This is a genomic window from Rhizobium sp. WSM1328 (assembly GCF_057653715.1).
The window spans coordinates 707,173-728,979 of the sequence record NZ_CM172788.1; the positions used below are offsets into that span (position 1 = coordinate 707,173).

A 21,807-nucleotide genomic window follows, 5' to 3' on the forward strand; every position below is an offset into this window, starting at 1 on the left:
ATGTCTAGAGAATGGATGAAGAGGAAGACTGCATGACGATCGAGGACATCATCGAAACCCTGGAAAAGACTGACATGCCCGACAGCCGGATCGACGCCTTCATCACCTGTGCCTTTCTGTTGAAGCAACTCCGGCCGGCCGAGCCCAACGATTTCGACGGTCCTCACGATTACCTGCCGAGCAGTATCAAGTCTGAGCACGGCTTCCTGATGGCGCGACCCTTCACGCACGACGTCAATCACGCCATCGACCTGTGCCGGGAAGTCCGGCCGGATGCGGTTTGGCACCTCGCCCGCGGCCGCCAGACACCGGACGAGTCGCTCTACGGTGCGCAGCTGCGCGAGATCAAGGAGAGCGAAAGCGTGCTCGGTGAAGCCGAGAGCAATCACGCAGCGCTGGCGCTCACTCTGGCGGCGCTGCGGGCGCATGTGCGGCAGGAAGATGAAAAGAGGGCAGGTGCGTGAGGGCGCTGGAGCGTGCCTCGGAACCTCTTGCAGCTCCGCAATAACCTACGGATCGACCGGGAAAAACATGAGGAACTGCCGGTCGCCCTCCGGCGAAAACAGGATCGAGCGGCTTTCGGCCGTGCGCCGCGCCCAGCCTTTGTCGAGGAAGCTTGACAGCAGCGCCTTGCCGAGGCTGCCGGCGAGGTGGGCGCGTCTTTCGCTCCAGTCGAGGCAGGAGCGGCAGAGCGGCCGGCGCGACGATCTGAGGTCGCTGACATCGATGCCGATGCGTTTGAGATCGCCTTCGCCCTTTTCCGTCAGCGCCAGGCCGTCTCCGACCGCGTCGATCGAGCCGGAGGCAATCAGGCTGTCGAGCATGCGCACGCCGTAATCGCCGGCAAGGTGATCGTAGCAGATGCGCGCCTTGCGCAGCGCCGGCTCCTTCGGTCCCGGCTGATGGCGCAGATGGCCGCGTCCGGCGGCAAAGCCCATCATGCTTTCGATCAGCCGGGCGACGGCCTCGTCGGCCAGCGTGAAATAGCGATGGCGTCCCTGTTTGCGCTGGGTTAGCAGCCCGCCGGCTTCGAGCTTGGCGAGATGCGTGCTCGCCGTCTGCACGGTGATGCCGCCGACGCCGGCAAGCTCGGTCGCCGTCAGTGCCCGGCCGCCGGTCAGTGCCGCCAGCATGTTGGCGCGGGCGGGATCGCCGATGAGCGCGCCGATCTGCGCAATGTCTGGGCCTTCCTTCATAGTTCGATCGTAACCGAAGCATCGCCGTCAGGCAATGTGCGAAAACGGATGAAGAGCCAAAGGAGAAACGATATGATCACCTGCTTCATCCGCTACGAGATCGACCCCTTCAAGAAGGAGGCATTTGCCGAATATGCCCGCAACTGGGGCCAGGCAATCCCGAAGAATGGCGCCGACCTGATCGGCTATTTCGGTCCGCATGAGGGATCGGCAACGACGGCTTACGGCGTCTACAATATCGAAAGCCTCGCCGCCTACGAGGCCTATCGCGCCAGGCTGGCGGCCGACCCGCTCGGCCGCGAGAATTACGAATTTGCCAGACGCGAAGGCTTCATCCTGAAGGAGGATCGCATCTTCCTCAAAAATGTCTCCGCCCCTCACGCAAAGCTGGTGCTGCCATGATCGCCGTCATCTTCGAAGTCGTGCCCTATATGGGCGAACGCCACAAATATCTGGATCTCGCCGGCGAGCTGCGCGGCGAACTCGAAAAGATCGACGGCTTCATTTCGATCGAGCGTTTCGAGAGCCTGACGAACCGCGGCAAGCTGCTGTCGCTTTCCTTCTTCCGCGACGAGGCGGCGGTGAAGGAATGGCGCAATCTCGAGGCGCACCGGGCAGCGCAGCAGGCCGGACGCGGCGGCATCTTTGCCGACTATCGCCTGCGGATTGCCAGTGTCGTCCGCGATTACGGCATGTTCGAACGCGACGAGGCGCCGGCCGACAGCCGCAGGGTTCACGACGCCGCCTGATCGCCGGCGGCGGCATTCTTGACGCCGCTCGGCAGCCGGCCGACGTCGGCAAAGTCTGCCGCTCACTCATCGGCCGGCCGAATAAATTCCCGAAATCGGCCACCGCTTCAGGCTTTGGTAACTAAGTTGCGTAACCATAACGGACAGTTAAGCGTAGAGCGTATGAGTGAGTATCAGAATGGCATCAGTTTTTCCGCTTGCCGACCTCAAGGCTTCCGTCAAGTCGGATTCCCGGCCGGGCTCTTGGGTTGACACGATCATCAAGGGCGATTGCGTCAGTGCCCTTGAAGCTTTGCCCAGCCACTCCGTCGATATCATCTTTGCCGACCCGCCGTATAATCTCCAGCTCGGCGGAACGCTGCATCGTCCCGACCAGTCGCTGGTGGATGCGGTCGACGACGAATGGGACCAGTTCGCCTCCTTCGAGGCCTATGACGCCTTTACCCGCGCCTGGCTGCTAGCCTGCCGGCGGGTGCTGAAGCCGACAGGCTCGATCTGGGTGATCGGCTCCTATCACAATATCTTCCGGGTCGGCGCCACGCTGCAGGATCTGAATTTCTGGATCCTCAACGACATCATCTGGCGCAAGACCAACCCGATGCCGAATTTCAAGGGCCGCCGTTTCCAGAACGCCCATGAGACGATGATCTGGGCAAGCCCCAGCGCCAAGGCCAAGGGCTATACCTTCAACTACGATGCGCTGAAGGCCGCCAATGACGACGTGCAGATGCGCTCCGACTGGCTCTTCCCGATCTGCAACGGCAGCGAGCGGCTGAAGGGCGAGGACGGCAAGAAGGCGCATCCGACGCAGAAGCCGGAGGCGCTGCTTGCCCGCGTCATCATGGCCTCGACCAAGCCCGGCGATATTGTGCTCGATCCCTTCTTCGGCTCGGGAACGACGGGCGCCGTCGCCAAGCGTCTCGGCCGTCACTTCGTCGGCATAGAGCGCGAACAGGATTATATCGATGCGGCCTCGGCCCGCATCGCCGCCGTCGAGCCGCTCGGCAAGGCGGAATTGACCGTCATGACCGGCAAGAAGGCCGAAGTTCGCGTCGCCTTCAACGTGCTGGTTGAAAGCGGCCTGATCAAGCCCGGCCAGGTGCTGACCGACGCCAGGCGCCGCTATAGCGCGATTGTCCGCGCCGACGGCACGGTAGCATCCGGCGGCGAGGCCGGCTCCATTCATCGTCTCGGCGCCAAGGTGCAGGGCCTCGATGCATGCAACGGATGGACCTTCTGGCATTTCGAAGACGGGCAGTCCCTGCGCCCGATCGACGATCTCAGGTCCGTCATCCGCAGTGATCTGGCAAAGGCGTAGTGAGCAACGCCTCTACGGATCGAAACCACCTTCTTCCGATTTCCCTCCAGTTGCGGAAGAAGACCAAGGCGCCCGGGGTCAAACCCGGGCGTCCTCTTTTCAAAAGTCCTGGTAATCGGTGACCTCAACCCGTGTGACGCGGCCTTCCGCGTTGAAGGTGATCGTCTCCTCGCCCTCGCGGATCAGCGGCTTGCCTGATTTGCTGTGGGTGGCGCGTACCGACCAGACCGACCGGCCGGAGAGCGGCGTCAACGTTTCCACCAGCGAATTTTCCGCCGTCTGATCGGGATAGTCGTCGAAATATTTTCGGAACGCGGCCATGATCTGAACCCGTCCGGCAAGGCTACCGACGCCGTTTGAGACATAGGTCGCGTCCTCGGCGAAATAGGCCTCGATTGCGGGAAAATCGAGGGCGTTGATGGCAGCGTGAAAACGTTCGATTTCTTCTGCGGGGTCGAAAGCCATGGATCTCAGACCTTCAATCCGTAAGCGGCAAGATCGCTGCGCAGCTTCTCAGGCCCCGAAAACAGCACCGCATTCCAGCCATAGGCCTTGGCGCCTTCGACATTAACAGGTGCGTCGTCGATGAAGATCGTCGCTGCCGGATCGAGGCCGAAGCTTTTCGTATGCGTCTCGTAGATCGCGATATCCGGCTTGATCAGGCCGACATCGCCGGAAACGGTGACGCCACGTGGTTTGGTCAGAAAGGGGAAGCGCGCCTGCGCCTCGCGGAAGGTGTCGGAGGCGAAGTTTGTCAGCATCGTCACGTCACGCCCTTCGGCGATCAGCCCTTCCATGATCGCGACGCTGTCATCATAGGCGTGCGGCACCATCTCGTGCCAATATTTGCGGAAGGCGCGGATATGCTCTTCGCGCGCCGGGTGCTGTTTTATCAGCAGCGCTTCGGCCTCCGCCCAGGTGCGGCCGCGGTCCTGCTCGATGTTCCAGTCATGGGTGCAGATATTGGTGAAGAACCAGTTGCGCTCGGTCTCATCGGGAATGAGCCGGCTGAAGGGAAGATGCGGATCGTAATGAATAAGGACTTTGCCGATATCGAAAACGATATGTCTTATGTCGGTGGTCATGGTCATCCCTTGGATGTTTTAAACGCGAGAGGAATAGCCGCTGCGATCGCTTTTTTCATGATTGTTGGTAAGGCCTGGGCTTCAAGATTTGTAACCGGCTCCCACCATCCGTCATTCGGGCCGTCATCCATGGCGACCTTGGCAGCGATTGCCGCACGCCAGATCGAAAGCCTGAGCTCGAAATGGGTGAAGACATGGATGACGGTGCCAGAGGCCTGCCATGCCGCTTCGAAGGGCGCGGCGGCAGCCGAGGTCTCGCCGTCGATGCGCGCCGTCCAGGCGGTCGTCGGCACCTCAGTCATGCCGCCGAGCAGGCCGCTGTCGATGCGCCGCCGCAGCAGGATCTCGCCATCACCTGTTACCGCGATGAAGGCCGCGCCATATCTGACCGGCTTCTCCTTCTTTGCCGCCTTGACCGGAAAGAGCTCGGGATCGGAAAGTTTGAGCGCCTCGCAGGCACCCCGGAACGGACAGAGCGAACAGGCCGGCCGCTTCGGCGTGCAGATCGTGGCACCCAAATCCATCATCGCCTGGGCGAAATCGCCGGGCCGATCGGCAGGCGTCAACAGCGCCACCTTCTCTCTCATCGCCGGCTTGGCGGCTGGAAGCGGCGTGGCGATCGCATAGAGCCTGGAGATCACCCGCTCGACATTGCCGTCCATGACAGCGGCCTGCCGGTTGAAGGCGATGGCCGCGACGGCGGCTGCCGTATAGTCGCCGATGCCGGGGAGCGACTTGAGGTCTTCCTCGGTATCGGGAAAGACGCCGCCATGCTCGTTCGCCACCGCTTCGGCGCATTTCTTCAGGTTGCGGGCGCGCGCATAATAACCAAGCCCCGCCCAAGCGGCCATCACCGCGTCGTTTTCGGCTGCGGCAAGATCGGTCACTTCGGGCCAGCGCTGCAGAAACCGCTCGAAATAGGGTTTGACCGCCTGCACCGTCGTCTGCTGCAGCATCACTTCGGACAACCAGACGCGATAGGGATCGGCCTTGACGCCGCGGGCCGCCATGCCGGGCGAAACGCGCCAGGGCAACTCGCGGTGATGGCGATCGTACCAGTCGAGCAGGGGCTTGGCTAAGGGCGTGTCGAGTGTGGTGATCGTCATGATTTGCCGCGATGGGGGGAAGTGCCTATACTTGGCGAAGCAATGCCGCGCGATCAAGTCGCCTGTGCGAATTGGCATGCGAATTGGCGGCGTCGCTGAAGGGTTTCGATGAGTTATCCACGCAAAGGTGCAAAGCAGATCTCCGAGCTGGCGAACGGGCTGATCGATCCCGTGCTCGCGAGGCGCGCCGGTATCAACACGGCTCTGCTCGGTTCGTGGAGCGAAATCGCCGGCGAGGATTTCGCCGATTGCACCCGGCCGGAAAAGATCGCCTGGGCCCGCGGCGGCAATGAGACCGGCGGTTTCCGCCCCGGCGTGCTGACGATTGCCTGCGAAGGCGCGCGCGCGTTGTTCCTTACCCATGCGCAGGGCGAACTCATCCAGCGCATCAACAGCTTCTTCGGCTTTGCCGCCGTCCACCAGATCCGCATCGTCCAGAAGCCGGTCTCACAAGCCATCCGCCGCTCCCGCACCCCGCCGCCGCTGAAGGGCGAAGCCGCCCGAAAGCTCGACAGCATGATGGAGGGCATCGAGAACGACAAGCTGCGCCAGGCAATCCAGCGCCTGGGCACCGCGGTGATGGGCAAGCGCGGACGATAAATGTGGCGCGTGCTCGATCGGAGCCGATGACACCTTCAAGCGTTCCCGCGACCTGGAGACGTCTCAGACCATCGCTAAACCACACCCTTCTTCAGGATGAAGTTGCCATAGGGCCGTGTTTCACCTGTGTGAACCACCGCAAAGCAGGATTCAGCCAACGGATAATAGGCGAAGCGCTCGATCGACCTGCTCTTGATGCTGCGCATTTCGACCGTCGAGCAGAGCAATTCCACATCCGCATGAACCGGTAGCATCGTGCCGGCCTGATCCGGATCCTCCATATGCATGAGCGGCTGTTCGACGAAGTGATCGAGCGGCATGACTGCCAGGATCGCCGCTATGGCGTCTGTGGCGCTCGCCGCGTTCATCGACACGAGTTTGCCGGTCACGGTCTTCTTCGACACGCGGCACGCCGAAAAATTCTTGTCGACGATGGCGAGCTCGTCTCCGTGGCCCATCGCGCTCAGTATCCACAAAAGATCCGGGCAAAGAATTCCCGGAATGTTTTTCAGTGCCATGTTCGCTCCTCCCAACGGACTCCAGTATCGCCATAATAGCTAACGAAAACGCTTGCGCAAACGTTTCGATGGCCATATATCGATTTCCAGCATTTCATTGGAGGATGAAATAGACCGGGTGACCGCCGAGCTGGGAGGCTTGTTCGCGGGCGGCAATATTTCCGACTTTTTGTTCTGGAGGTGACGCGGCGGCGGTCTGAAGCTGCGCGTCAGGCGTGATGGGGGAGGTCTGCAATCATGGCGACAATCACTGACGTTGCACGCGCCGCGGGCGTCTCGGTCTCGACCGTGTCGCACGTCGTCAACGGCACCCGGCATGTGAACGAAGCGACGGCGGCGCTCGTCAAGAACGCGATCGAAAGCCTCGGATTCGTGCCGAACGCCGTGGCCCGGTCACTGGTGCGATCATCGACGGATGCCGTGGGTATCGCGATCTCGATCAGCACCAACTACTATTTCAACGATATCGTGTCTTCTATCGAACGAGCCTGCGCCGCCATCGGCCAGCTCGTCTTTCTCTGCGACACGCAGAACGATCCGGAGACCGAGCTGCGGCTGGTCCGCGAACTCGTCCAGCGGCGGGTGGATGGGGTGATTCTGGCTCCGTCCGGCGATCCGGAAAACCGCGCCATCGACTATCTCAAATCGTCTCGCATGCCCTTCGTGCTTGTCGACCGTCTGACGGTTGCCGATGCGGACGGGGTTTGCCTGGACAACGAGGCGGCGATGGAGACGCTGATCGACCACCTGGTGGGCCACGGCCACCGCCGCATCGGCCTCATCGCCGGCGAGCCCGGGCTGCTTTCCACGATCGAACGCGTGCGTGGATATGTCGGCGCCATGCGCAAGCACGGGCTGGAAATCGATCGCAGCCTGATGAGCGAAGGCAATGCCAACAGCGCGGATGCCCGCCAATCAGCGCTTGAGATCTTAAGCCGGGTGGACCGACCGACGGCGATCGCCTCGGGCAACAATCTGGCCACAATCGGCGTCATGCGCGCTGTGCGGGATCTTGGCTTGCGCATCTCCGAGGATCTGGCGCTGATCGGCTTTGACGATTTCGATTGGGCCGACTGCTTCGAGCCGCGGCTGACCGTCATGGCGCAGCCGAGCGAGATGATCGGCATGCAGGCTGCGGAAATGCTGTCCAGGCGGATCAAATCGAGCACGGAAGACGTGCGGCAGGTTCGCCTGCCGGCAAAACTGGTAATTCGCCGCTCCTGCGGCTGCGGAGGGCATTGAAATGACGTCGGCATTGGCTCTTGCTGGGATCACCAAATCCTTTCCGGGCGTGCGGGCCCTGAAAGGCGTGTCGTTTTCTCTGCAGCCCGGAGAAATCAGGGCGTTGGTGGGGGAGAACGGGGCCGGAAAATCGACGCTGATGAAGATCCTTTCCGGCGCCTATTCGGCCGACGAGGGGCGCATCGAGCTTTTTGGCGAAGCGGTGCTCGACCCGACCCCAGCCGGGATGATCGCGCGCGGCGTCGCGGTTATCTATCAGGAACTGGCTCAGGCGCCGCACCTGACCGTCGCCGAAAATGTTCTGATGGGGCGGCTGCCGTGCAAGGGCGCCCTGATCGACTGGGGCGAGGCAAAGCGCCGGACCATCGAGGTCATTGACCGGCTCGGTTTCGATGTCGATCCGACCGCTCGGATCGGGACGCTCTCCGTTGCCAAGCGACAGATGGTGGAGATCGCCAAGGCCCTGGCGCGCAATGCCAAGATCATCGTTCTCGACGAGCCGTCGGCGGTGTTGGCGCAGGCAGAAATCGATCAGCTGTTTCGGGTTGTCCGGCAACTGGCTCGTGAGAGCGGCGTTGCCTTCGTTTATATTTCGCATCGCCTGCGCGAGGTTTTCGAACTGAGCGACACGGTCACCGTTTTGCGCGACGGCACAGTCATCCACAACGGACCTTCCAATGGTCTGACGACGGACGACCTCATTCGCAGCATGGTGGGCCGGGAAGTGGGCGACGTCTTCCCCACCCGCACGCCCCGGATCGGCGAGGAGGCGTTGTCCGCTCGGGGCATTTCGACGCCAGCGCTGCTCAAAAATGTCAGCATCCATGTTCGAAAGGGCGAGATCGTCGGTCTTTTCGGGCTGGCGGGTGCTGGCCGCACCGAGCTTTTGCGCGCCATCTACGGCGCGGATCCGCGTGGTGCCGGCGAAGTCAGGATCAACGGCGCGATGGCCAGCATCGGTTCACCGCGCGCCGGCATCAGCAAGGGGCTCGGTCTGGTGCCGGAAGACCGCAAGACGGAGGGCCTCTTCCTGATACAGAGCGTCGGCTTCAACATCATGTCGGCGAGCCTCGCGCAGATCGTCCGTTTCGGGCTTCTTTCTCTGCGCCGCGAGCGCAAAATCGTGAACGGTCTGATCGAACGGCTGCGGATCAGGACGCCGAATGCCGCAGCAGCGACGCAGAACCTTTCGGGTGGCAATCAGCAGAAATGCGTGCTGGCGAGGCTGGTCAGCGCCGGATGCGAGATCCTGCTGGCCGACGAGCCCACACGTGGCGTCGATGTCGGGGCCAAGCGCGAGATCTACGACCTGCTGGTCGAACTGGCGGAAGCCCGCGGGCTGGCAATCGTCATCGCTTCTTCCGAACTGCCTGAAATCCTTGGTTTGTGCGACCGGCTCTATGTCCTGAGAGAGGGCGAGGTGACGGCTGAACTCGACGCGCGCACCGCGACTGAAGAAGACGTCATGCACTTCGCGGCACTACATTAATGAGGGGACTACCATGAAATATCTTCCGCGCGGAACGGGTCTTGCCGGTGCACTGATCGTACTGATCATCGCCGCCTCGCTGATCTCTCCTCATTTTCTCAACCCCATCAACATCCTGAATGTCCTGAGGCAGGTTGCGCTCTACGGGATCCTCGGCATCGGCATGACATTCGTGATCCTCACCAAGGGGATCGATCTTTCGGTGGGGTCGATCGTCGCACTGGTCGGCGTCACCGGCGCGGTCCTGATGGAGCAGGGGGTGCCCATCCCGCTGATGGTGCTGATCTGTCTCTCCATCGGCGCCCTCGTCGGCTGCGTCAACGGCCTCGGCATTTCCTATTTCCGCATTCCGGCCTTCATCATGACGCTCGGCTGCATGGTCATGGTGCGCGGCTTCGCCCTGATGATCGCCGATGGCGGGACCGTTAATCCCGGAAAGCTCGCCGACAGTTTCTTCGTGCTCGGCGGCGGCTACATGCTGGGCGTGCCGACACCGATCTACGTCTTTGCGGCAGTCTGCATCATAGCCGCCGTCGTGCTCAGCTTCACGCAGTTCGGCCGGGCCATCTATGCGGTCGGCAGCAATGAGGAGGCGGCGAGGCTCTCCGGCATCAACGTGCCGCTCGTCATCTTCAGCGTCTACATCATTTGTGGTGTGCTGGCGGCACTTTCCGGCCTGATTTTCCTGTCCCGCCTGTCCGTCGGCGACCCGAATTCCGGCCTCGGCCTCGAACTGGAAGCGATCACGATCGCGGTGATCGGCGGCACGTCGCTGTTTGGCGGCGAAGGCACCGTTCTCGGTACGATCGGCGGCGCCATGGTGCTGGCCATCATCGCAAACATTCTCAATCTCGCAGGCGTTTCACCATTCTCACAACAGGTGGTGAAGGGCGCGATCATCGTTCTTGCCGTGCTGCTCGAAGCCGGAAGAAAACCACGCAAGTAGCGTGTTAACCAGAGGGAGGACTTAAAATGCTCAACATCACCAGACGCATGCTCATTATCTCCGCCGGGCTCGCCACCGTCTTGACCGCCGCACCCGCCTTCAGCGCGGACAAGATCGTCATCGGCTTCTCGCAGGCGAGCTCGAACTCCGCCCACCGCAACACGATGACCAAGCGCAACCAGGCCTATGCAGCGGAACACTTCAAGGATGTCGATCTGATCGTCACCAACGCGGAAGGCAAATCCGCAAAGCAGATTTCGGATGTCGAAAGCCTGATGGTCCAGGGCATGAAGGTTCTGATGATTTCGGCGCAGGATAGTGCCGCCATCGCTCCGACCATCAAGCAGGTCCTGGCTGCCGGCATTCCGGTCATCACGCTCGAGCGCAGCCTCGATATTCCCGTTACGCTGCACGTCGGCCCGCACAACAAACCGATCGGCACGCTTGCCGGCAAGTACATAGCCGAGGCGTTGAAAGGCAAGGGCAATGTCGTCGAGATCAAGGGCGATCCGGCTGTCGCTCCCGCGGTGGAGCGCCATGAGGGCTTTGCCGAAGCCATCGCTGGCACCGAGATCAAGGTGATCGCCGAAACCCACGCCGACTGGGACCAGGAAAAGGCGTTGAAGTTCATGGAAGACACGCTTCAGCGTTTCCCGGCCGGGCAGATTCAAGCCGTTTACGCCCATAACGACAACATGGCGTTTGGCGCGCTGCGGGCGATCCAGGCCGCCGGCCGTGACAAGGAAGGCATTCTTATCATCGGCATCGACGGCGAGAACGCCGCCATCCGCGCCGTTGCCAAGGGCGACCTGACCGCGACCTTCACATATTCCACCGTCGCGCCTGAAGGCGTTATTGCCGCGCATGCGCTTGCCACCAACGACACCGCAGCGCTGGAAAAGCTCGGAACCTTGACCAAGAAGGACGACGGCTCGATGGAAATCGAGATTGCGTCGAAGATGATCACCAAGGAGAACGCTGCCGAGTTCTTCTGCAAGGGCTTCGGCGACGACCCTGAATGCAAGTAATCCGATAGACTTCGAAGTCCGGCGCCACAACAGAAGCGCCGGACTTTGCCGCCGATATCGTCTTCGAGCGGCTCGAACGTCTGCATGCCGACGATGAAGGCCAAGGACGCCGGCGCTTGGCCTTTTCGGCGAACCGAGGTTATGACTTCCGGTATTCGCCCGGCATTGGCGGGCTTCCCCAGGGGCCGGTATCGTGCCCCGTATCAATAATGGCGAGCTGCCGCTGTACGGCCTGTTCAAGCTCATATTGCAAAGCCTGATATTGCTCGACGTATCCGTATTGATGCCAAGGCGAGAGTTCGAAGCCGTTTTCAAAATGATTGTAGTAAATTACGGTCGGCCCGATGAGTGCCACCACCCAGCACCGGTCATAGCCTCGCAATTCCCATTCTTCCGGCATGCGCTTGATCGCCTCCCACAGGCAGCGCTGCTTGCGGGACATTCGTGTCCAGCCGTCATTGATTTTGTCCCAAACCAGTTCTTCTGGAAATGACATTCAGCTTCTCGCAATCGGTACTGTCCGGAGGCTTCAGGTGAGTCCAGGCTATCAGCGGGTGATTCATAAATCACCGAAAAGATGATCCGGAGAATAGGCTCTCGTCCTTCCGTGGAAGCTGAGAATCGCTCATTTCGGGCGCAACGTCCGCTTTCGGTCCCATCACGGTCACAATTCTTTGAAGGAAGTTGGCGAAGCGTGCCTTGTGAGCGGCCGCCAGCCGTTATATCGCACAGTCATGCCGTCAATCTCATTAGTTATGGGGAATCCATGCAGATGTCCGAAATGCAACTGACGAAACGCCGCCTGCTCAGCGGTATCGCCATCGCCGCCGCTGCCGTAGCGCTTGTCGCCTGCAACGACAGCAAGGACGCTGCCGATGCTTCGTCCTCCGGCAAGACCATGGCTGATGGCACCAATGTCGACACCATGCAGACGGCAGCTACCTCGGCGACCGAAATGCCGGAGTCCGACGGCGATGTCGACATGGCCGAAGTGCTGAAGCCCGGCGTGCTGCCGGAAATGGCGCTCGGCAAGGCCGACGCCCCGGTCAAGATCGTCGAATACATGTCGATGACCTGCCCGCATTGCGCTCATTTCCACAACACCACCTTCGACACGATCAAGCAGAAATATGTCGACAGCGGCAAGGTGCAGTTCATTATCCGCGAATTCCCCTTCGACCCGCGCGCCGCCGCAGCCTTCATGCTCGCCCGCTGCAGCGCTTCCAATCCGGAGCAGTTGAGCACGCCGGAACAGTATTTCCCGATGGTTTCGATGCTGTTCAAGCAGCAGCAGATCTGGGCCGCCGCCGATGATGGCCGCGCCGCACTGCTGCAGATGTCGAAGCTTGCCGGATTTACTGAGGATAGCTTCACGAAATGCTTGACGAACCAGAAGCTTCTGGATGAAGTGAACGCCACGCGGGAAAGAGGTTCCAAGGATTTCGGCGTCAACGCCACCCCGACTTTCCTGATCAATGGCAAGCGCTACTCTGGAGACATGCCGGTTGACACTTTGTCGAAGCTCATCGACAGCCTGCTCTGAACCGGATCGTTTCGATAGAACGGGCGATGGCGAAAGCCGTGCGCCCGTTTTTCGTTTTCAGCGCAGTTTGCAGGTGTGGCCCCCTCATCCGCCTGCCGGCACCTTCTCCCCGCTGGGGCGAAGGGGATTTGCCGCAGCGTCTCGATTCCCTCTTCTCCCCAGCGGGGAGAAGGTGCCCGTAGGGCGGATGAGGGGGCTTCCTGCCGTGGATATTTCCGCATGAAGTTCAACAAGCTGCGCCTGGTCGGCTTCAAATCCTTCGTCGAGCCGACGGAATTCATCATCGAGCGGGGACTGACCGGCGTTGTCGGCCCGAACGGCTGCGGCAAGTCGAACCTTGTCGAGGCGCTTCGCTGGGTGATGGGCGAAAATTCCTACAAGAACATGCGCGCCTCCGGCATGGACGACGTGATCTTTTCGGGCTCGGGAAACCGCCCGGCGCGCAACACCGCCGAAGTGGCGCTCTATCTCGACAACGCCGATCGCACCGCGCCCGCCGCTTTCAACGACAGCGACGAGATCCAGGTCACCCGCCGCATCGAGCGTGAACAGGGCTCGCTCTATCGCATCAACGGCAAGGAAAGCCGCGCCAAGGACGTGCAACTGCTGTTTGCCGACGCCTCGACAGGCGCGCGTTCGCCCTCGATGGTCGGGCAGGGGCGTATCGGCGAGCTGATCCAGGCAAAGCCGCAGGCCCGCCGCCAGCTGCTGGAAGAGGCGGCCGGCATATCCGGCCTGCATTCCCGCCGCCACGAGGCCGAATTGCGGCTGCGTGCCGCCGAAGGCAATCTCGAGCGCCTCGACGACGTCACCTCGCAGCTGGAAAGCCAGATCGAGAGCCTGAAGCGCCAGGCCCGCCAGGCAAACCGCTTCAAGACGCTGTCTGCCGATATCCGCGCCCGCGAGGCGATGCTGCTGCATATCCGCTGGGTGCAGGCCAAGGAAGCCGAGGCCGAGGCCGACAGCGCGCTGAACCAGGCGACCTCCGTCGTCGCCGAAAAGGCGCAGATGCAGATGGAGGCGGTAAAGAACCAGGCTATCGCCAGCCTGAAACTGCCGGAACTGCGCGAGGGCGAGGCACGCGCGGCTGCCGCTCTGCAGCGCCTGCAGATCGCCAGAAGCCAGCTGGAGGAGGATGCCGGCCGCATCCTGCGCCGCCGTGACGAGCTGACCCGCCGTCTCGCCCAGCTTGCCGAGGATATAAGCCGCGAGCAGCGGCTGGTGGCCGACAATGCCGTCATCCTGGCGAGGCTCGATGCCGAAGAGGCGGAGATTTCAGAAATCCTCGCCGATTCCGGCCGTTATGCCGAGGAAACCCGCGAGGCCTTCGAGGAGGCGGCGGCAAAACTTTCCGATAGCGAGCGCATCTTCACCCAGCTGACCGCCGAGCGCGCCGAGGCGGCTGCCGGCCGCAACCAGCTGGAACGCGCCATCCGCGATCTGACGGACCGGCGGATGCGCCTCGAACGGCAGATGGATGAGGCAAACCAGGAACTGTCAGCCGTCGGCGAGAAGATATCAGGCCTGCCCGATCCCGACGAAAAACGCGCCATCGTCGAAGCCGGCGAGATCGCCGTCGCCGACGCGGAAGCCGCAGTCCAGGTGGTCGACCAGGCGCTGGCCGGCGCTCGCCAGATCGAGGCGCTGTCGCGCGCGCCGGTCGATCAGGCCCGCTCCAGCCTGAATGCGCTGGAAACCGAGGCCCGCACCATTTCCCGCATGCTCGCCGCTGGTGCTGCGGCCGGCAAATTTCCGCCGGTTGCCGACGAGCTGAAGGTCGATCGCGGTTTTGAGACCGCACTCGGTGCTGCCCTCGGCGACGATCTGGAATCGCCGCTCGATGCCGAGGCGCCGGCCCATTGGTCGGACAATGGCGATGGCGCCAGCGATCCCGCGCTTCCATCCGGTGTTGCGCCGCTTGTTGCCCATGTCCGCGCGCCGGCAGCACTGACCCGCCGCCTGCGCCAGATCGGCCTGGTCGCGGAAGGGGAGGCGCAGTCGCTGATGGCGGCGCTGAAGCCCGGCCAGCGGCTGGTGACCAAAGAGGGCGCGGTCTATCGCTGGGACGGCCACGTCACCGGTGCCGATGCCCCAAGTGCTGCGGCGCTCCGCCTTGCCCAGAAGAACCGCCTGGCCGAACTCGAAAGCGAAGCAGCCCTTGCCCGCGACGTGCTTGCCGAAGCCGAAGAGCGGCAGGCTGCGGCTGCCGAAGCGATCCGCGTCGAGGAGCGCCGGCTTGCCGAAGCGCGCGACATGAGCCGTCTGTCTGCACGTCATCTCGCGGAAGCGCGCGATGCGCTTGTTGCCGCCGAGCGTGCCTCCGGCGATCTCATCCGCCGCCGCGATGTCGTCAGCGAGGCCGCCAGCCAGTTGCGCACGCAGCTGGAGGAGATCGCCATCCAGGAAGAGAATGCCCGCATCGAGCTGGAAGACGCGCCTGATCTGACTGCGATCGACGAGCGGCTGCGGTTCCAGCAGGCGGAAGTTGCGACCGATCGCGGCGCGCTGGCCGAAAGCCGCGCCCGCCATGAAAGCCTGGCGAGGGAAAACGAAGCCCGCCAGCGCCGCATCATGGCGATCGGCCAGGAGCGGGACACCTGGCGCCAGCGGGCGGCAAGCGCCGAAGACCATGTCGCGACGCTGCGCGAACGCGAGGAAGAGGCGCGGGACGAGGCAGCCGAGCTCGAACTGGCGCCGGACGAATTCGACGACAAGCGCCGCGCTCTGCTCAGCGAATTGCAGAAGGCCGAGGAGGCGCGCCGCCAGGCCAGCGATCTCCTGGCCGAGGCCGAACGCATCCAGCGCGAGGCCGACCAGAAGGCGACGACGGCACTGTCGGAACTTGCCGAATGCCGGGAACGCCGCGGCCGCGCCGAGGAGCGCCTGGTTTCGGCCCGCGAGAAGCGGCAGGAAAGCGAAGGCCGCATTCGCGAGGTCCTGAACGTCGCCCCGCACGAGGCGCTGCAGCTGACCGGCCGCCCGACCATGCAGGCGCTTCCCGATCCGCGCGAAGTCGAGCGCGAGCTGGAACGCCTGAGGATCGAGCGCGAGCGGCTCGGCGCCGTCAACCTGCGCGCCGACGAGGAGCAGAAGGAGCTGAGCGAAAAGCTCGAAGCGCTGATCAAGGAACGCGACGACGTCATCGATGCGATCCGCAAGCTGCGCGGCGCCATCCAGAGCCTCAACCGCGAGGGCCGCGAGCGGCTGATCGCCGCCTTCGACATCGTCAACGCCCAGTTCCAGCGGCTGTTCACCCATCTTTTCGGCGGCGGCACCGCCGAGCTGCAGCTGATCGAATCCGACGATCCGCTGGAAGCCGGCCTCGAAATCCTCGCCCGTCCGCCCGGCAAGAAGCCGCAGACCATGACGCTGCTCTCCGGCGGCGAACAGGCGCTGACGGCAATGGCACTGATCTTTGCCGTCTTCCTCACCAATCCGGCGCCGATCTGCGTGCTCGACGAAGTCGACGCGCCGCTCGACGACCACAATGTCGAGCGCTACTGCAATCTGATGGACGAGATGGCGGCCTCCACCGAAACCCGCTTCGTCATCATCACCCACAATCCGATCACCATGGCCCGCATGAACCGCCTCTTTGGCGTCACCATGGCCGAGCAGGGAGTCTCCCAACTCGTCTCCGTCGACCTGCAAATGGCCGAGCGCCTGCGCGAGATTGCCTGAGGTAGCATCCGATTTCGGATGTTCCGCAGTGTTTGAGATCCAGCCCCTCATCCGCCTGCCGGCACCAGCCGGGGTCGAGCCACGGGTCTCGACCCGTCCTTCGGACCCCCACTTGCGGGGCGAAGGGACATTGCCGCGCCCTCTGCGTTTCCCTCCGACCTTTCGCAGGGCAGGCCCCCTCTGCCCGTTTCTTACAGGGTGAGGGGCAACCATCAGCGCCAACCGAGCATCCATTTGGACGCCGAGCGCTGGCGACGCAATTTCAGCAAAGGTGCGGCGCGGTTTTGCGCCCAGAAATTGCGTAAAATCAAGGACTGAGCAATAAACACCAAAAAAGGTCGGCTCTCTTGTCGCTTGTACCCCATTTGGGTGATGCTCTTTTCGCTGACTTGCATTAGAAGTTGTTTCAACGCAACCTAATTACTCTGCTGGAAAGCGGGCGACCAGAGGTTGCGCATTGTCGAATTTGCGTGCGGTTTTCCGGGCGAGGGCAAGAACCGGAAACCGAGAGCAAATCTTGGGAAGTGGTGATCTATTTTCCCAGGAATTGCGTAAAACGAGATCAGGACGGTTCTGTTTTGAGAAAAAGCTGAATCGTTTTCGGGTTGAGGGACCCCCCGTCCGGTTTTCCTGGCCGGACGGAAACAAGGCTTTGCGGGACATTGTTGCAGTCCCGCAAAGCTTTTTTTGTGCCCTTTTTTCTGTTTGAGCACCTTTCAACCGTTTCGACGTCGGCCACAGCCAAGATTTATTGTGCAGCGCAACATTCTGCCGCATTTGTCGATTTTCATTTCAACACCAACGGATTAAGCTAATCTCGATTTGGTGTTGGGGGGAAGATGACCAAGTGGGTCTATAGGTTCGGCGACGGGCAGGCTGAGGGCCGGGCGCGCGATCACGAGATTCTGGGCGGCAAGGGCGCCAATCTGGCGGAAATGTGCGCGCTCGGACTGCCGGTGCCGCCGGGGCTGACGATCGTCAGCGACGCCTGCAACACCTATTACAAGAACGGCCGCCATATCGAGGATGCGGTGAAGGCGGAGGTCCGCGCCGGCATATCGGCGATCGAGGCGGTCACCGGCCGTCACTTCGGCTCCGTCAGCCAGCCGCTGCTGCTCTCGGTGCGCTCCGGCGCCCGCGTTTCCATGCCGGGCATGATGGACACCGTGCTCAATCTCGGCCTCAACGACGAGACCGTACAGGCGCTCAGCCATGATGCCGGCGACGCGCGTTTTGCCTGGGACAGCTACCGCCGTTTCATCCAGATGTATGCCGATGTCGTCATGGGCCTCGGCAACGACGCCTTCGAGGAGATCCTGGAAGACGAGAAGGCCAAGCTCGGCCATGAGTTCGATACCGAGCTCAGCGCCTCGGAATGGCAGCATATCGTCTCGCTCTACAAGAAGCTGATCGAGGAGGAACTGGAGCAGGAATTCCCGCAGGATCCCGAAGTTCAGCTCTGGGGCGCGGTCGGCGCCGTCTTTTCCAGCTGGATGAGCGCGCGCGCCGTCACCTACCGCCAGCTCCACAATATTCCGGAAGGCTGGGGCACGGCGATCAACATCCAGGCGATGGTCTTCGGCAATCTCGGCAATGCGTCGGCCACCGGCGTTGCCTTCACCCGCAACCCTTCGACCGGCGAGAGCGCGCTTTACGGCGAATTCCTGGTCAATGCCCAGGGCGAGGATGTCGTGGCCGGCATTCGCACGCCGCAAAGCATCACCGAGGAGGGGCGGATTTCCTCCGGCTCCGAAAAACCCTCGATGGAAAAGCTGATGCCGGAGGCGTTTCGCGAGCTCTGCCGCATCTGCACCGAGCTCGAGATCCACTACCGCGACATGCAGGATATCGAATTCACCATCGAGCGCGGCAAGCTCTGGATGCTGCAGACCCGTTCGGGCAAGCGCTCGACCCGGGCGGCGATGAAGATCGCCGTCGACATGGTCGATGAGGGCGTGATCACCGAGGACGAGGCGGTGCTGCGCATCGAGCCCTCCAGCCTCGACCAGCTGCTGCATCCGACGATCGATCCGCGCGTCACCCGCCAGGTAATCGGCACCGGGCTGCCGGCTTCGCCGGGGGCTGCCACCGGCGCCATCGTCTTTACCGCTGAAGAGGCGGTCGAGGCGGAAGCCGAAGGCCGAAAGGTCATCCTGCTGAGGGTCGAGACCAGCCCCGAGGATATTCACGGCATGCATGCCGCCGAAGGCATTCTGACGACCCGCGGCGGCATGACCAGCCATGCGGCGGTCGTTGCCCGCGGCATGGGCATCCCCTGCGTCGTCGGCGCCGGCACCATGCGCATCGACGTGCGCAACGAGCGGCTGCTCGGCGTCGGCGTGACGCTGAAGAAGGGCGATATCATCACCATCGACGGCTCGGCTGGCCAGGTGCTGAAAGGCGAGGTGCCGATGATCCAGCCGGCGCTGTCGGGCGATTTCGGACGCATCATGGGCTGGGCCGACCGCGCCCGGCGCATGACGGTGCGCACCAATGCCGATACGCCGGCCGATGCGCTCGCCGCCCGCTCCTTCGGCGCCGAAGGCATTGGCCTTTGCCGCACCGAACACATGTTCTTCGAGGGCGAGCGCATCCACGTGATGCGCGAGATGATCCTGGCCGTCGATGAGAAGGGCAGGCGGCTGGCGCTCGACAAGCTGCTGCCGATGCAGCGGCTGGATTTCACCGGCCTCTTCACCGTCATGCACGGCCTGCCGGTAACGATCCGCCTGCTTGATCCGCCGCTGCACGAATTCCTGCCGAAGACCGATGACGAAGTCGCCGAGGTCGCCTTCGCCATGGGCATGGAGGCATCCGTGCTTCGCCAGCGCGTCGATGCGCTGCACGAGTTCAATCCGATGCTCGGCCATCGTGGCTGCCGGCTGGCGATCTCCTATCCCGAAATCGTCGAGATGCAGGCCCGCGCCATCTTCGAGGCGGCGGTCGCCGCAGCTAAGGAGACCGGGGCTGCCGTCGTACCGGAGATCATGGTGCCGCTCGTTGGCCTCCGCACCGAGCTCGATTACGTCAAGGCGCACATCGATGCCGTCGCCGGCGACGTCATGAACGAAGCCGGAATGAAGATCGATTATCTCGTCGGCACGATGATCGAGCTGCCGCGCGCGGCGCTTCGCGCCCATGTGATTGCCGAAGCCGCCGAATTCTTCTCCTTCGGCACCAACGACCTGACGCAGACCACCTTCGGCATCTCGCGCGACGACGCCTCGGCCTTCATCCCCACCTATCAGCGCAAGGGCATCATCGAGCACGATCCCTTCATCTCGCTCGATTTCGACGGTGTCGGCGAATTGATCAGCATCGCCGCCGAACGCGGCAGGCGCACCCGCAACGACATGAAGCTCGGCATCTGCGGCGAACATGGCGGCGACCCGGCCTCGATCCGCTTCTGCGAGACGATCGGCCTCGATTACGTGTCCTGCTCGCCCTTCCGCGTGCCGATCGCGAGGTTAGCGGCGGCGCAGGCGGTGATTGCAGGCAATCTGGAGATCAGGCGCGGTCCGAAAGACCTGCGGGCAACCGTGTAGGATAGTCGCTGCAGCGTGGGGCAGGGCGCCCGTGGCAGTCAGTGACGATGCCGCCAACGATCGCGGTAGATATACGGCCCGTTCAGCTCCCAGGCCATGTTGTTCATCATCTCAGCGCTTTGCGCCCGCGATTCGGCGCGCCGGTCGAGATCGATGCGCTGCAAGCAGGTGGCAAAACCATCCGTGCCGCGGCGGAAGCCATAGCTCTGGCACCGCTGCTCATCCGCTGCCCGCCGCTCCTCCGGCGTCATCGTCTGGCAGGCCGAGAGCCCGGCGACGATGGTGGCCATGACGGTGATGAGAAGACGAATGCGCATTGGTTTGGTCCTTGGAATGCTTTTCTCCGAGGAAAGGCCATTCGAATGCCGGCGTCAAGCTATTGCCTCGATCCCGGAGATCGCTGAGGCTTAGATGATGACGCGAACCGTCTGCCGTGCAGCCCCCTCATCCGACCCTTCGGGCCACCTTCTCCCCGCTGGGGCGAAGGGGATTTGCCGCAACCTCTCGCTTCCCTCTTCTCCCCTCGGGGAGAAGGTGCCCGGTAAGGCGAATGAGGGGGCCGGCGAAGCCGGTCTGCCGTTGCGTCTCACTCCACCTCTCCTCCCTCATTCCTGTGCTCGTCACAGGAATCCAGCCACCGCGCGTCGGCGCGGTGAATGACGCTCATAGGCGAAGCCGGTCTCCTGCGCCCAAGGACTTGGGCGCACTGGATTCCTGTGACGAGCACAGGAATGAGGGAGATTGGGGTGACGCTCTCACCTGACTTCAAGCCGCCCCAGCCGGATCCCCGATCGGCAGCAGCGCCGGATTGAGCGGCGGATCCTGCGGGTTCTTCGTATCAGCAGGATCCTGTGCCGGCGTCAGCGGCGGCTTTTGCTGGATGGGGTCGGGAATGCCGGGGGTCGGCGTCGGGCCGCGCGGTGTGTCGGCATTGGGTGTCGGGATCGGGTCTTTGTTGGGCATGAGTGCCTCCTTTTCGAAAAAGGAACGGCAGGCTTGGCACTTGGTTCCACTTTCGCTTGCCAACCTTTCTATGCATGAGGGCCATTCCTATGTATGAGGAAAGCTTGCAAACTTGGAACGAGCATGGCCCTTCGCGATCGATTTTCGAAAAAACTGAGCTGTCCGCAATGCGGCAATGAGGGCTTTGCCGAGGCCTCGGAAGTTGATGATCCCAAGCGCAAGCACCCGGATTTCAAGGTCGATCAGCTGCCGCGCGGTTTTGGCGTGCAGCGGCCTTCCAATCATCAGGAAAATTTCGTCATCAAGTGCGAATGCGGTCGCAAGTTCCCCTTCCGCAGCGTTGCGGAAGCCGCGGCCGAGCGCCGCTAACATCTTGATCTAGAATTCAGATCCGCTCCAGCAGTTCGATGAAGGCATCGGCGAAACGCACCAGCGGCGCGGTCTCTTCATCGGGCGCCTGCATGCGGATCTCGGTGCCGTTGCCGTCGAGCAGCGCCAGCACGACGCGCATCTCCTGGCCGTCACCTGGGATACGCAGCACGGCAATGCGCCGGCAATCATCGATGAGGCCGCCGGCCGGCAGGTCGAACAGCAATTCGCCGCCGGAGCGTGCCGCTGCCTGGCGCACCGCCTCGCAGAAGCCGGCATCGCCGCCGGCATAACCTTCGAGCGAAAGTTCGAGCTCAAGCAGCTCCATCGGCAGCATCGGCTCGGACTGATGGTCGATCCCGCCAAGCACTGACGCCTGCGGCCTTGCTGCAATCTCGGGTGAAATCATCCCGTCTCTCCTCTACATCT

The 21,807-nt window shown here is 62.5% G+C and carries 23 protein-coding genes and 1 pseudogene; 14 read left to right on the forward strand and 10 right to left on the reverse strand.

What is annotated here, in order from left to right; all coding sequences use genetic code 11:
* The first annotated feature begins 32 nt into the window (after window positions 1–32).
* The gene (locus AC2444_RS03445) at window positions 33–464 is read left to right on the forward strand and encodes a hypothetical protein (protein WP_012756370.1); all 432 of its coding nucleotides are present in this window, start codon (window positions 33–35) and stop codon (window positions 462–464) included.
* A gap of 45 nt (window positions 465–509) precedes the next feature.
* Here the strand turns inward: AC2444_RS03445 and AC2444_RS03450 are convergent, their stop codons facing one another.
* A complete protein-coding gene (locus tag AC2444_RS03450) occupies window positions 510–1,196 on the reverse strand; it encodes an ArsR/SmtB family transcription factor (protein ID WP_012756371.1) in 687 nt (228 codons plus the stop codon).
* Between the two features lie 72 nt (window positions 1,197–1,268).
* Between AC2444_RS03450 and AC2444_RS03455 the strand changes: the two genes are divergently transcribed.
* The 3 genes from AC2444_RS03455 (at window position 1,269) to AC2444_RS03465 (ending at window position 3,263) form a co-directional block, all read left to right on the forward strand.
* A complete protein-coding gene (locus AC2444_RS03455; protein WP_012756372.1) occupies window positions 1,269–1,598 on the forward strand; it encodes an NIPSNAP family protein in 330 nt (109 codons plus the stop codon).
* Window positions 1,595–1,945, forward strand: coding sequence for an antibiotic biosynthesis monooxygenase family protein (locus AC2444_RS03460; RefSeq protein WP_012756373.1), 351 nt, complete (start codon window positions 1,595–1,597; stop codon window positions 1,943–1,945). Before AC2444_RS03455 ends, AC2444_RS03460 begins: the two co-directional genes overlap by 4 nt.
* Before the next feature lie 178 nt (window positions 1,946–2,123).
* Entirely contained in the window at window positions 2,124–3,263 is a 1,140-nt protein-coding gene (locus AC2444_RS03465) for a site-specific DNA-methyltransferase (RefSeq protein WP_012756374.1), read from the forward strand.
* A gap of 99 nt (window positions 3,264–3,362) precedes the next feature.
* On the opposite strand, the gene AC2444_RS03470 is transcribed toward AC2444_RS03465, so the two are convergent.
* From AC2444_RS03470 to mutY, 3 genes are read right to left on the reverse strand one after another with little or no spacing between them, the layout of a single operon-like run.
* Window positions 3,363–3,728 carry a nuclear transport factor 2 family protein gene (locus AC2444_RS03470; RefSeq protein WP_012756375.1) on the reverse strand — a complete coding sequence of 122 codons (366 nt, stop codon included), beginning with the start codon at window positions 3,726–3,728 and terminating at the stop codon, window positions 3,363–3,365.
* A 5-nt stretch (window positions 3,729–3,733) separates the two neighbouring features.
* Window positions 3,734–4,348: an HAD family hydrolase gene (locus tag AC2444_RS03475; protein WP_012756376.1), complete on the reverse strand. Its 615-nt coding sequence runs from the start codon at window positions 4,346–4,348 to the stop codon at window positions 3,734–3,736.
* A 2-nt stretch (window positions 4,349–4,350) separates the two neighbouring features.
* The gene (gene mutY / locus AC2444_RS03480; protein WP_012756377.1) at window positions 4,351–5,454 is read right to left on the reverse strand and encodes an A/G-specific adenine glycosylase; all 1,104 of its coding nucleotides are present in this window, start codon (window positions 5,452–5,454) and stop codon (window positions 4,351–4,353) included.
* A gap of 108 nt (window positions 5,455–5,562) precedes the next feature.
* On the opposite strand from mutY, the gene AC2444_RS03485 reads away from it, so the two are divergent.
* On the forward strand, window positions 5,563–6,054 hold the full coding sequence (locus AC2444_RS03485) for a DUF721 domain-containing protein (RefSeq protein WP_012756378.1): 492 nt from the start codon (window positions 5,563–5,565) through the stop codon (window positions 6,052–6,054).
* Between the two features lie 74 nt (window positions 6,055–6,128).
* Here the strand turns inward: AC2444_RS03485 and AC2444_RS03490 are convergent, their stop codons facing one another.
* Window positions 6,129–6,572 (reverse strand): RbsD/FucU family protein, encoded by a 444-nt coding sequence (locus AC2444_RS03490; RefSeq protein WP_012756379.1) that lies wholly within the window; start codon window positions 6,570–6,572, stop codon window positions 6,129–6,131.
* A gap of 237 nt (window positions 6,573–6,809) precedes the next feature.
* Between AC2444_RS03490 and AC2444_RS03495 the strand changes: the two genes are divergently transcribed.
* From AC2444_RS03495 to AC2444_RS03510, 4 genes are read left to right on the forward strand one after another with little or no spacing between them, the layout of a single operon-like run.
* The gene (locus AC2444_RS03495) at window positions 6,810–7,814 is read left to right on the forward strand and encodes a LacI family DNA-binding transcriptional regulator (RefSeq protein ID WP_012756380.1); all 1,005 of its coding nucleotides are present in this window, start codon (window positions 6,810–6,812) and stop codon (window positions 7,812–7,814) included.
* A gap of 1 nt (window position 7,815) precedes the next feature.
* The gene (locus AC2444_RS03500) at window positions 7,816–9,303 is read left to right on the forward strand and encodes a sugar ABC transporter ATP-binding protein (RefSeq protein ID WP_012756381.1); all 1,488 of its coding nucleotides are present in this window, start codon (window positions 7,816–7,818) and stop codon (window positions 9,301–9,303) included.
* Between the two features lie 13 nt (window positions 9,304–9,316).
* Window positions 9,317–10,249: an ABC transporter permease gene (locus AC2444_RS03505; protein WP_012756382.1), complete on the forward strand. Its 933-nt coding sequence runs from the start codon at window positions 9,317–9,319 to the stop codon at window positions 10,247–10,249.
* 26 nt (window positions 10,250–10,275) lie between these two features.
* Entirely contained in the window at window positions 10,276–11,277 is a 1,002-nt protein-coding gene (locus AC2444_RS03510; protein WP_012756383.1) for a substrate-binding domain-containing protein, read from the forward strand.
* 139 nt (window positions 11,278–11,416) lie between these two features.
* Here the strand turns inward: AC2444_RS03510 and AC2444_RS03515 are convergent, their stop codons facing one another.
* A complete protein-coding gene (locus AC2444_RS03515) occupies window positions 11,417–11,773 on the reverse strand; it encodes a hypothetical protein (protein ID WP_012756384.1) in 357 nt (118 codons plus the stop codon).
* Between the two features lie 276 nt (window positions 11,774–12,049).
* On the opposite strand from AC2444_RS03515, the gene AC2444_RS03520 reads away from it, so the two are divergent.
* Together AC2444_RS03520 and AC2444_RS03525 are read left to right on the forward strand one after the other, a co-directional pair.
* A complete protein-coding gene (locus tag AC2444_RS03520; protein WP_012756385.1) occupies window positions 12,050–12,820 on the forward strand; it encodes a DsbA family protein in 771 nt (256 codons plus the stop codon).
* 219 nt (window positions 12,821–13,039) lie between these two features.
* The gene (locus AC2444_RS03525; RefSeq protein ID WP_012756386.1) at window positions 13,040–16,501 is read left to right on the forward strand and encodes a chromosome segregation SMC family protein; all 3,462 of its coding nucleotides are present in this window, start codon (window positions 13,040–13,042) and stop codon (window positions 16,499–16,501) included.
* Between the two features lie 212 nt (window positions 16,502–16,713).
* Here the strand turns inward: AC2444_RS03525 and AC2444_RS03530 are convergent, their stop codons facing one another.
* Window positions 16,714–16,896 carry a hypothetical protein gene (locus tag AC2444_RS03530; RefSeq protein WP_041935471.1) on the reverse strand — a complete coding sequence of 61 codons (183 nt, stop codon included), beginning with the start codon at window positions 16,894–16,896 and terminating at the stop codon, window positions 16,714–16,716.
* A 444-nt stretch (window positions 16,897–17,340) separates the two neighbouring features.
* Between AC2444_RS03530 and ppdK the strand changes: the two genes are divergently transcribed.
* Complete coding sequence (ppdK, locus tag AC2444_RS03535; RefSeq protein ID WP_012756387.1) at window positions 17,341–20,046, forward strand: pyruvate, phosphate dikinase; 2,706 nt, start codon at window positions 17,341–17,343, stop codon at window positions 20,044–20,046.
* Window positions 20,047–20,084: 38 nt separating this feature from the next.
* On the opposite strand, the gene AC2444_RS03540 is transcribed toward ppdK, so the two are convergent.
* Entirely contained in the window at window positions 20,085–20,363 is a 279-nt protein-coding gene (locus AC2444_RS03540; protein WP_012756388.1) for a hypothetical protein, read from the reverse strand.
* A 284-nt stretch (window positions 20,364–20,647) separates the two neighbouring features.
* Between AC2444_RS03540 and AC2444_RS03545 the strand changes: the two are divergent.
* Window positions 20,648–20,803: pseudogene (locus tag AC2444_RS03545) on the forward strand (tRNA lysidine(34) synthetase TilS); the annotation flags it as partial.
* Between the two features lie 8 nt (window positions 20,804–20,811).
* On the opposite strand, the gene AC2444_RS03550 reads toward AC2444_RS03545, so the two are convergent.
* Window positions 20,812–21,009 carry a hypothetical protein gene (locus AC2444_RS03550; RefSeq protein WP_012756389.1) on the reverse strand — a complete coding sequence of 66 codons (198 nt, stop codon included), beginning with the start codon at window positions 21,007–21,009 and terminating at the stop codon, window positions 20,812–20,814.
* A gap of 123 nt (window positions 21,010–21,132) precedes the next feature.
* Between AC2444_RS03550 and AC2444_RS03555 the strand changes: the two genes are divergently transcribed.
* Window positions 21,133–21,378, forward strand: a complete 246-nt coding sequence (locus tag AC2444_RS03555) for a hypothetical protein (RefSeq protein WP_003557210.1) — start codon at window positions 21,133–21,135, stop codon at window positions 21,376–21,378.
* Window positions 21,379–21,394: 16 nt separating this feature from the next.
* Here the strand turns inward: AC2444_RS03555 and AC2444_RS03560 are convergent, their stop codons facing one another.
* A complete protein-coding gene (locus tag AC2444_RS03560; protein WP_012756390.1) occupies window positions 21,395–21,787 on the reverse strand; it encodes a hypothetical protein in 393 nt (130 codons plus the stop codon).
* Between the last annotated feature and the right edge of the window lie 20 nt (window positions 21,788–21,807).

Excerpts from the sequence above, each read along its gene's own strand:
- AC2444_RS03445 (WP_012756370.1), top strand. The coding sequence starts at position 33 with ATGACGATCGAGGACATCATCGAAACCCTGGAAAAGACTGACATGCCC.
- AC2444_RS03450 (WP_012756371.1), bottom strand. The coding sequence starts at position 1,196 with ATGAAGGAAGGCCCAGACATTGCGCAGATCGGCGCGCTCATCGGCGAT.
- AC2444_RS03455 (WP_012756372.1), top strand. The coding sequence starts at position 1,269 with ATGATCACCTGCTTCATCCGCTACGAGATCGACCCCTTCAAGAAGGAG.
- AC2444_RS03460 (WP_012756373.1), top strand. The coding sequence starts at position 1,595 with ATGATCGCCGTCATCTTCGAAGTCGTGCCCTATATGGGCGAACGCCAC.
- AC2444_RS03465 (WP_012756374.1), top strand. The coding sequence starts at position 2,124 with ATGGCATCAGTTTTTCCGCTTGCCGACCTCAAGGCTTCCGTCAAGTCG.
- AC2444_RS03470 (WP_012756375.1), bottom strand. The coding sequence starts at position 3,728 with ATGGCTTTCGACCCCGCAGAAGAAATCGAACGTTTTCACGCTGCCATC.
- AC2444_RS03475 (WP_012756376.1), bottom strand. The coding sequence starts at position 4,348 with ATGACCACCGACATAAGACATATCGTTTTCGATATCGGCAAAGTCCTT.
- mutY (WP_012756377.1), bottom strand. The coding sequence starts at position 5,454 with ATGACGATCACCACACTCGACACGCCCTTAGCCAAGCCCCTGCTCGAC.
- AC2444_RS03485 (WP_012756378.1), top strand. The coding sequence starts at position 5,563 with ATGAGTTATCCACGCAAAGGTGCAAAGCAGATCTCCGAGCTGGCGAAC.
- AC2444_RS03490 (WP_012756379.1), bottom strand. The coding sequence starts at position 6,572 with ATGGCACTGAAAAACATTCCGGGAATTCTTTGCCCGGATCTTTTGTGG.
- AC2444_RS03495 (WP_012756380.1), top strand. The coding sequence starts at position 6,810 with ATGGCGACAATCACTGACGTTGCACGCGCCGCGGGCGTCTCGGTCTCG.
- AC2444_RS03500 (WP_012756381.1), top strand. The coding sequence starts at position 7,816 with ATGACGTCGGCATTGGCTCTTGCTGGGATCACCAAATCCTTTCCGGGC.
- AC2444_RS03505 (WP_012756382.1), top strand. The coding sequence starts at position 9,317 with ATGAAATATCTTCCGCGCGGAACGGGTCTTGCCGGTGCACTGATCGTA.
- AC2444_RS03510 (WP_012756383.1), top strand. The coding sequence starts at position 10,276 with ATGCTCAACATCACCAGACGCATGCTCATTATCTCCGCCGGGCTCGCC.
- AC2444_RS03515 (WP_012756384.1), bottom strand. The coding sequence starts at position 11,773 with ATGTCATTTCCAGAAGAACTGGTTTGGGACAAAATCAATGACGGCTGG.
- AC2444_RS03520 (WP_012756385.1), top strand. The coding sequence starts at position 12,050 with ATGTCCGAAATGCAACTGACGAAACGCCGCCTGCTCAGCGGTATCGCC.
- AC2444_RS03525 (WP_012756386.1), top strand. The coding sequence starts at position 13,040 with ATGAAGTTCAACAAGCTGCGCCTGGTCGGCTTCAAATCCTTCGTCGAG.
- AC2444_RS03530 (WP_041935471.1), bottom strand. The coding sequence starts at position 16,896 with ATGCAAGTCAGCGAAAAGAGCATCACCCAAATGGGGTACAAGCGACAA.
- ppdK (WP_012756387.1), top strand. The coding sequence starts at position 17,341 with ATGACCAAGTGGGTCTATAGGTTCGGCGACGGGCAGGCTGAGGGCCGG.
- AC2444_RS03540 (WP_012756388.1), bottom strand. The coding sequence starts at position 20,363 with ATGCGCATTCGTCTTCTCATCACCGTCATGGCCACCATCGTCGCCGGG.
- AC2444_RS03550 (WP_012756389.1), bottom strand. The coding sequence starts at position 21,009 with ATGCCCAACAAAGACCCGATCCCGACACCCAATGCCGACACACCGCGC.
- AC2444_RS03555 (WP_003557210.1), top strand. The coding sequence starts at position 21,133 with ATGGCCCTTCGCGATCGATTTTCGAAAAAACTGAGCTGTCCGCAATGC.
- AC2444_RS03560 (WP_012756390.1), bottom strand. The coding sequence starts at position 21,787 with ATGATTTCACCCGAGATTGCAGCAAGGCCGCAGGCGTCAGTGCTTGGC.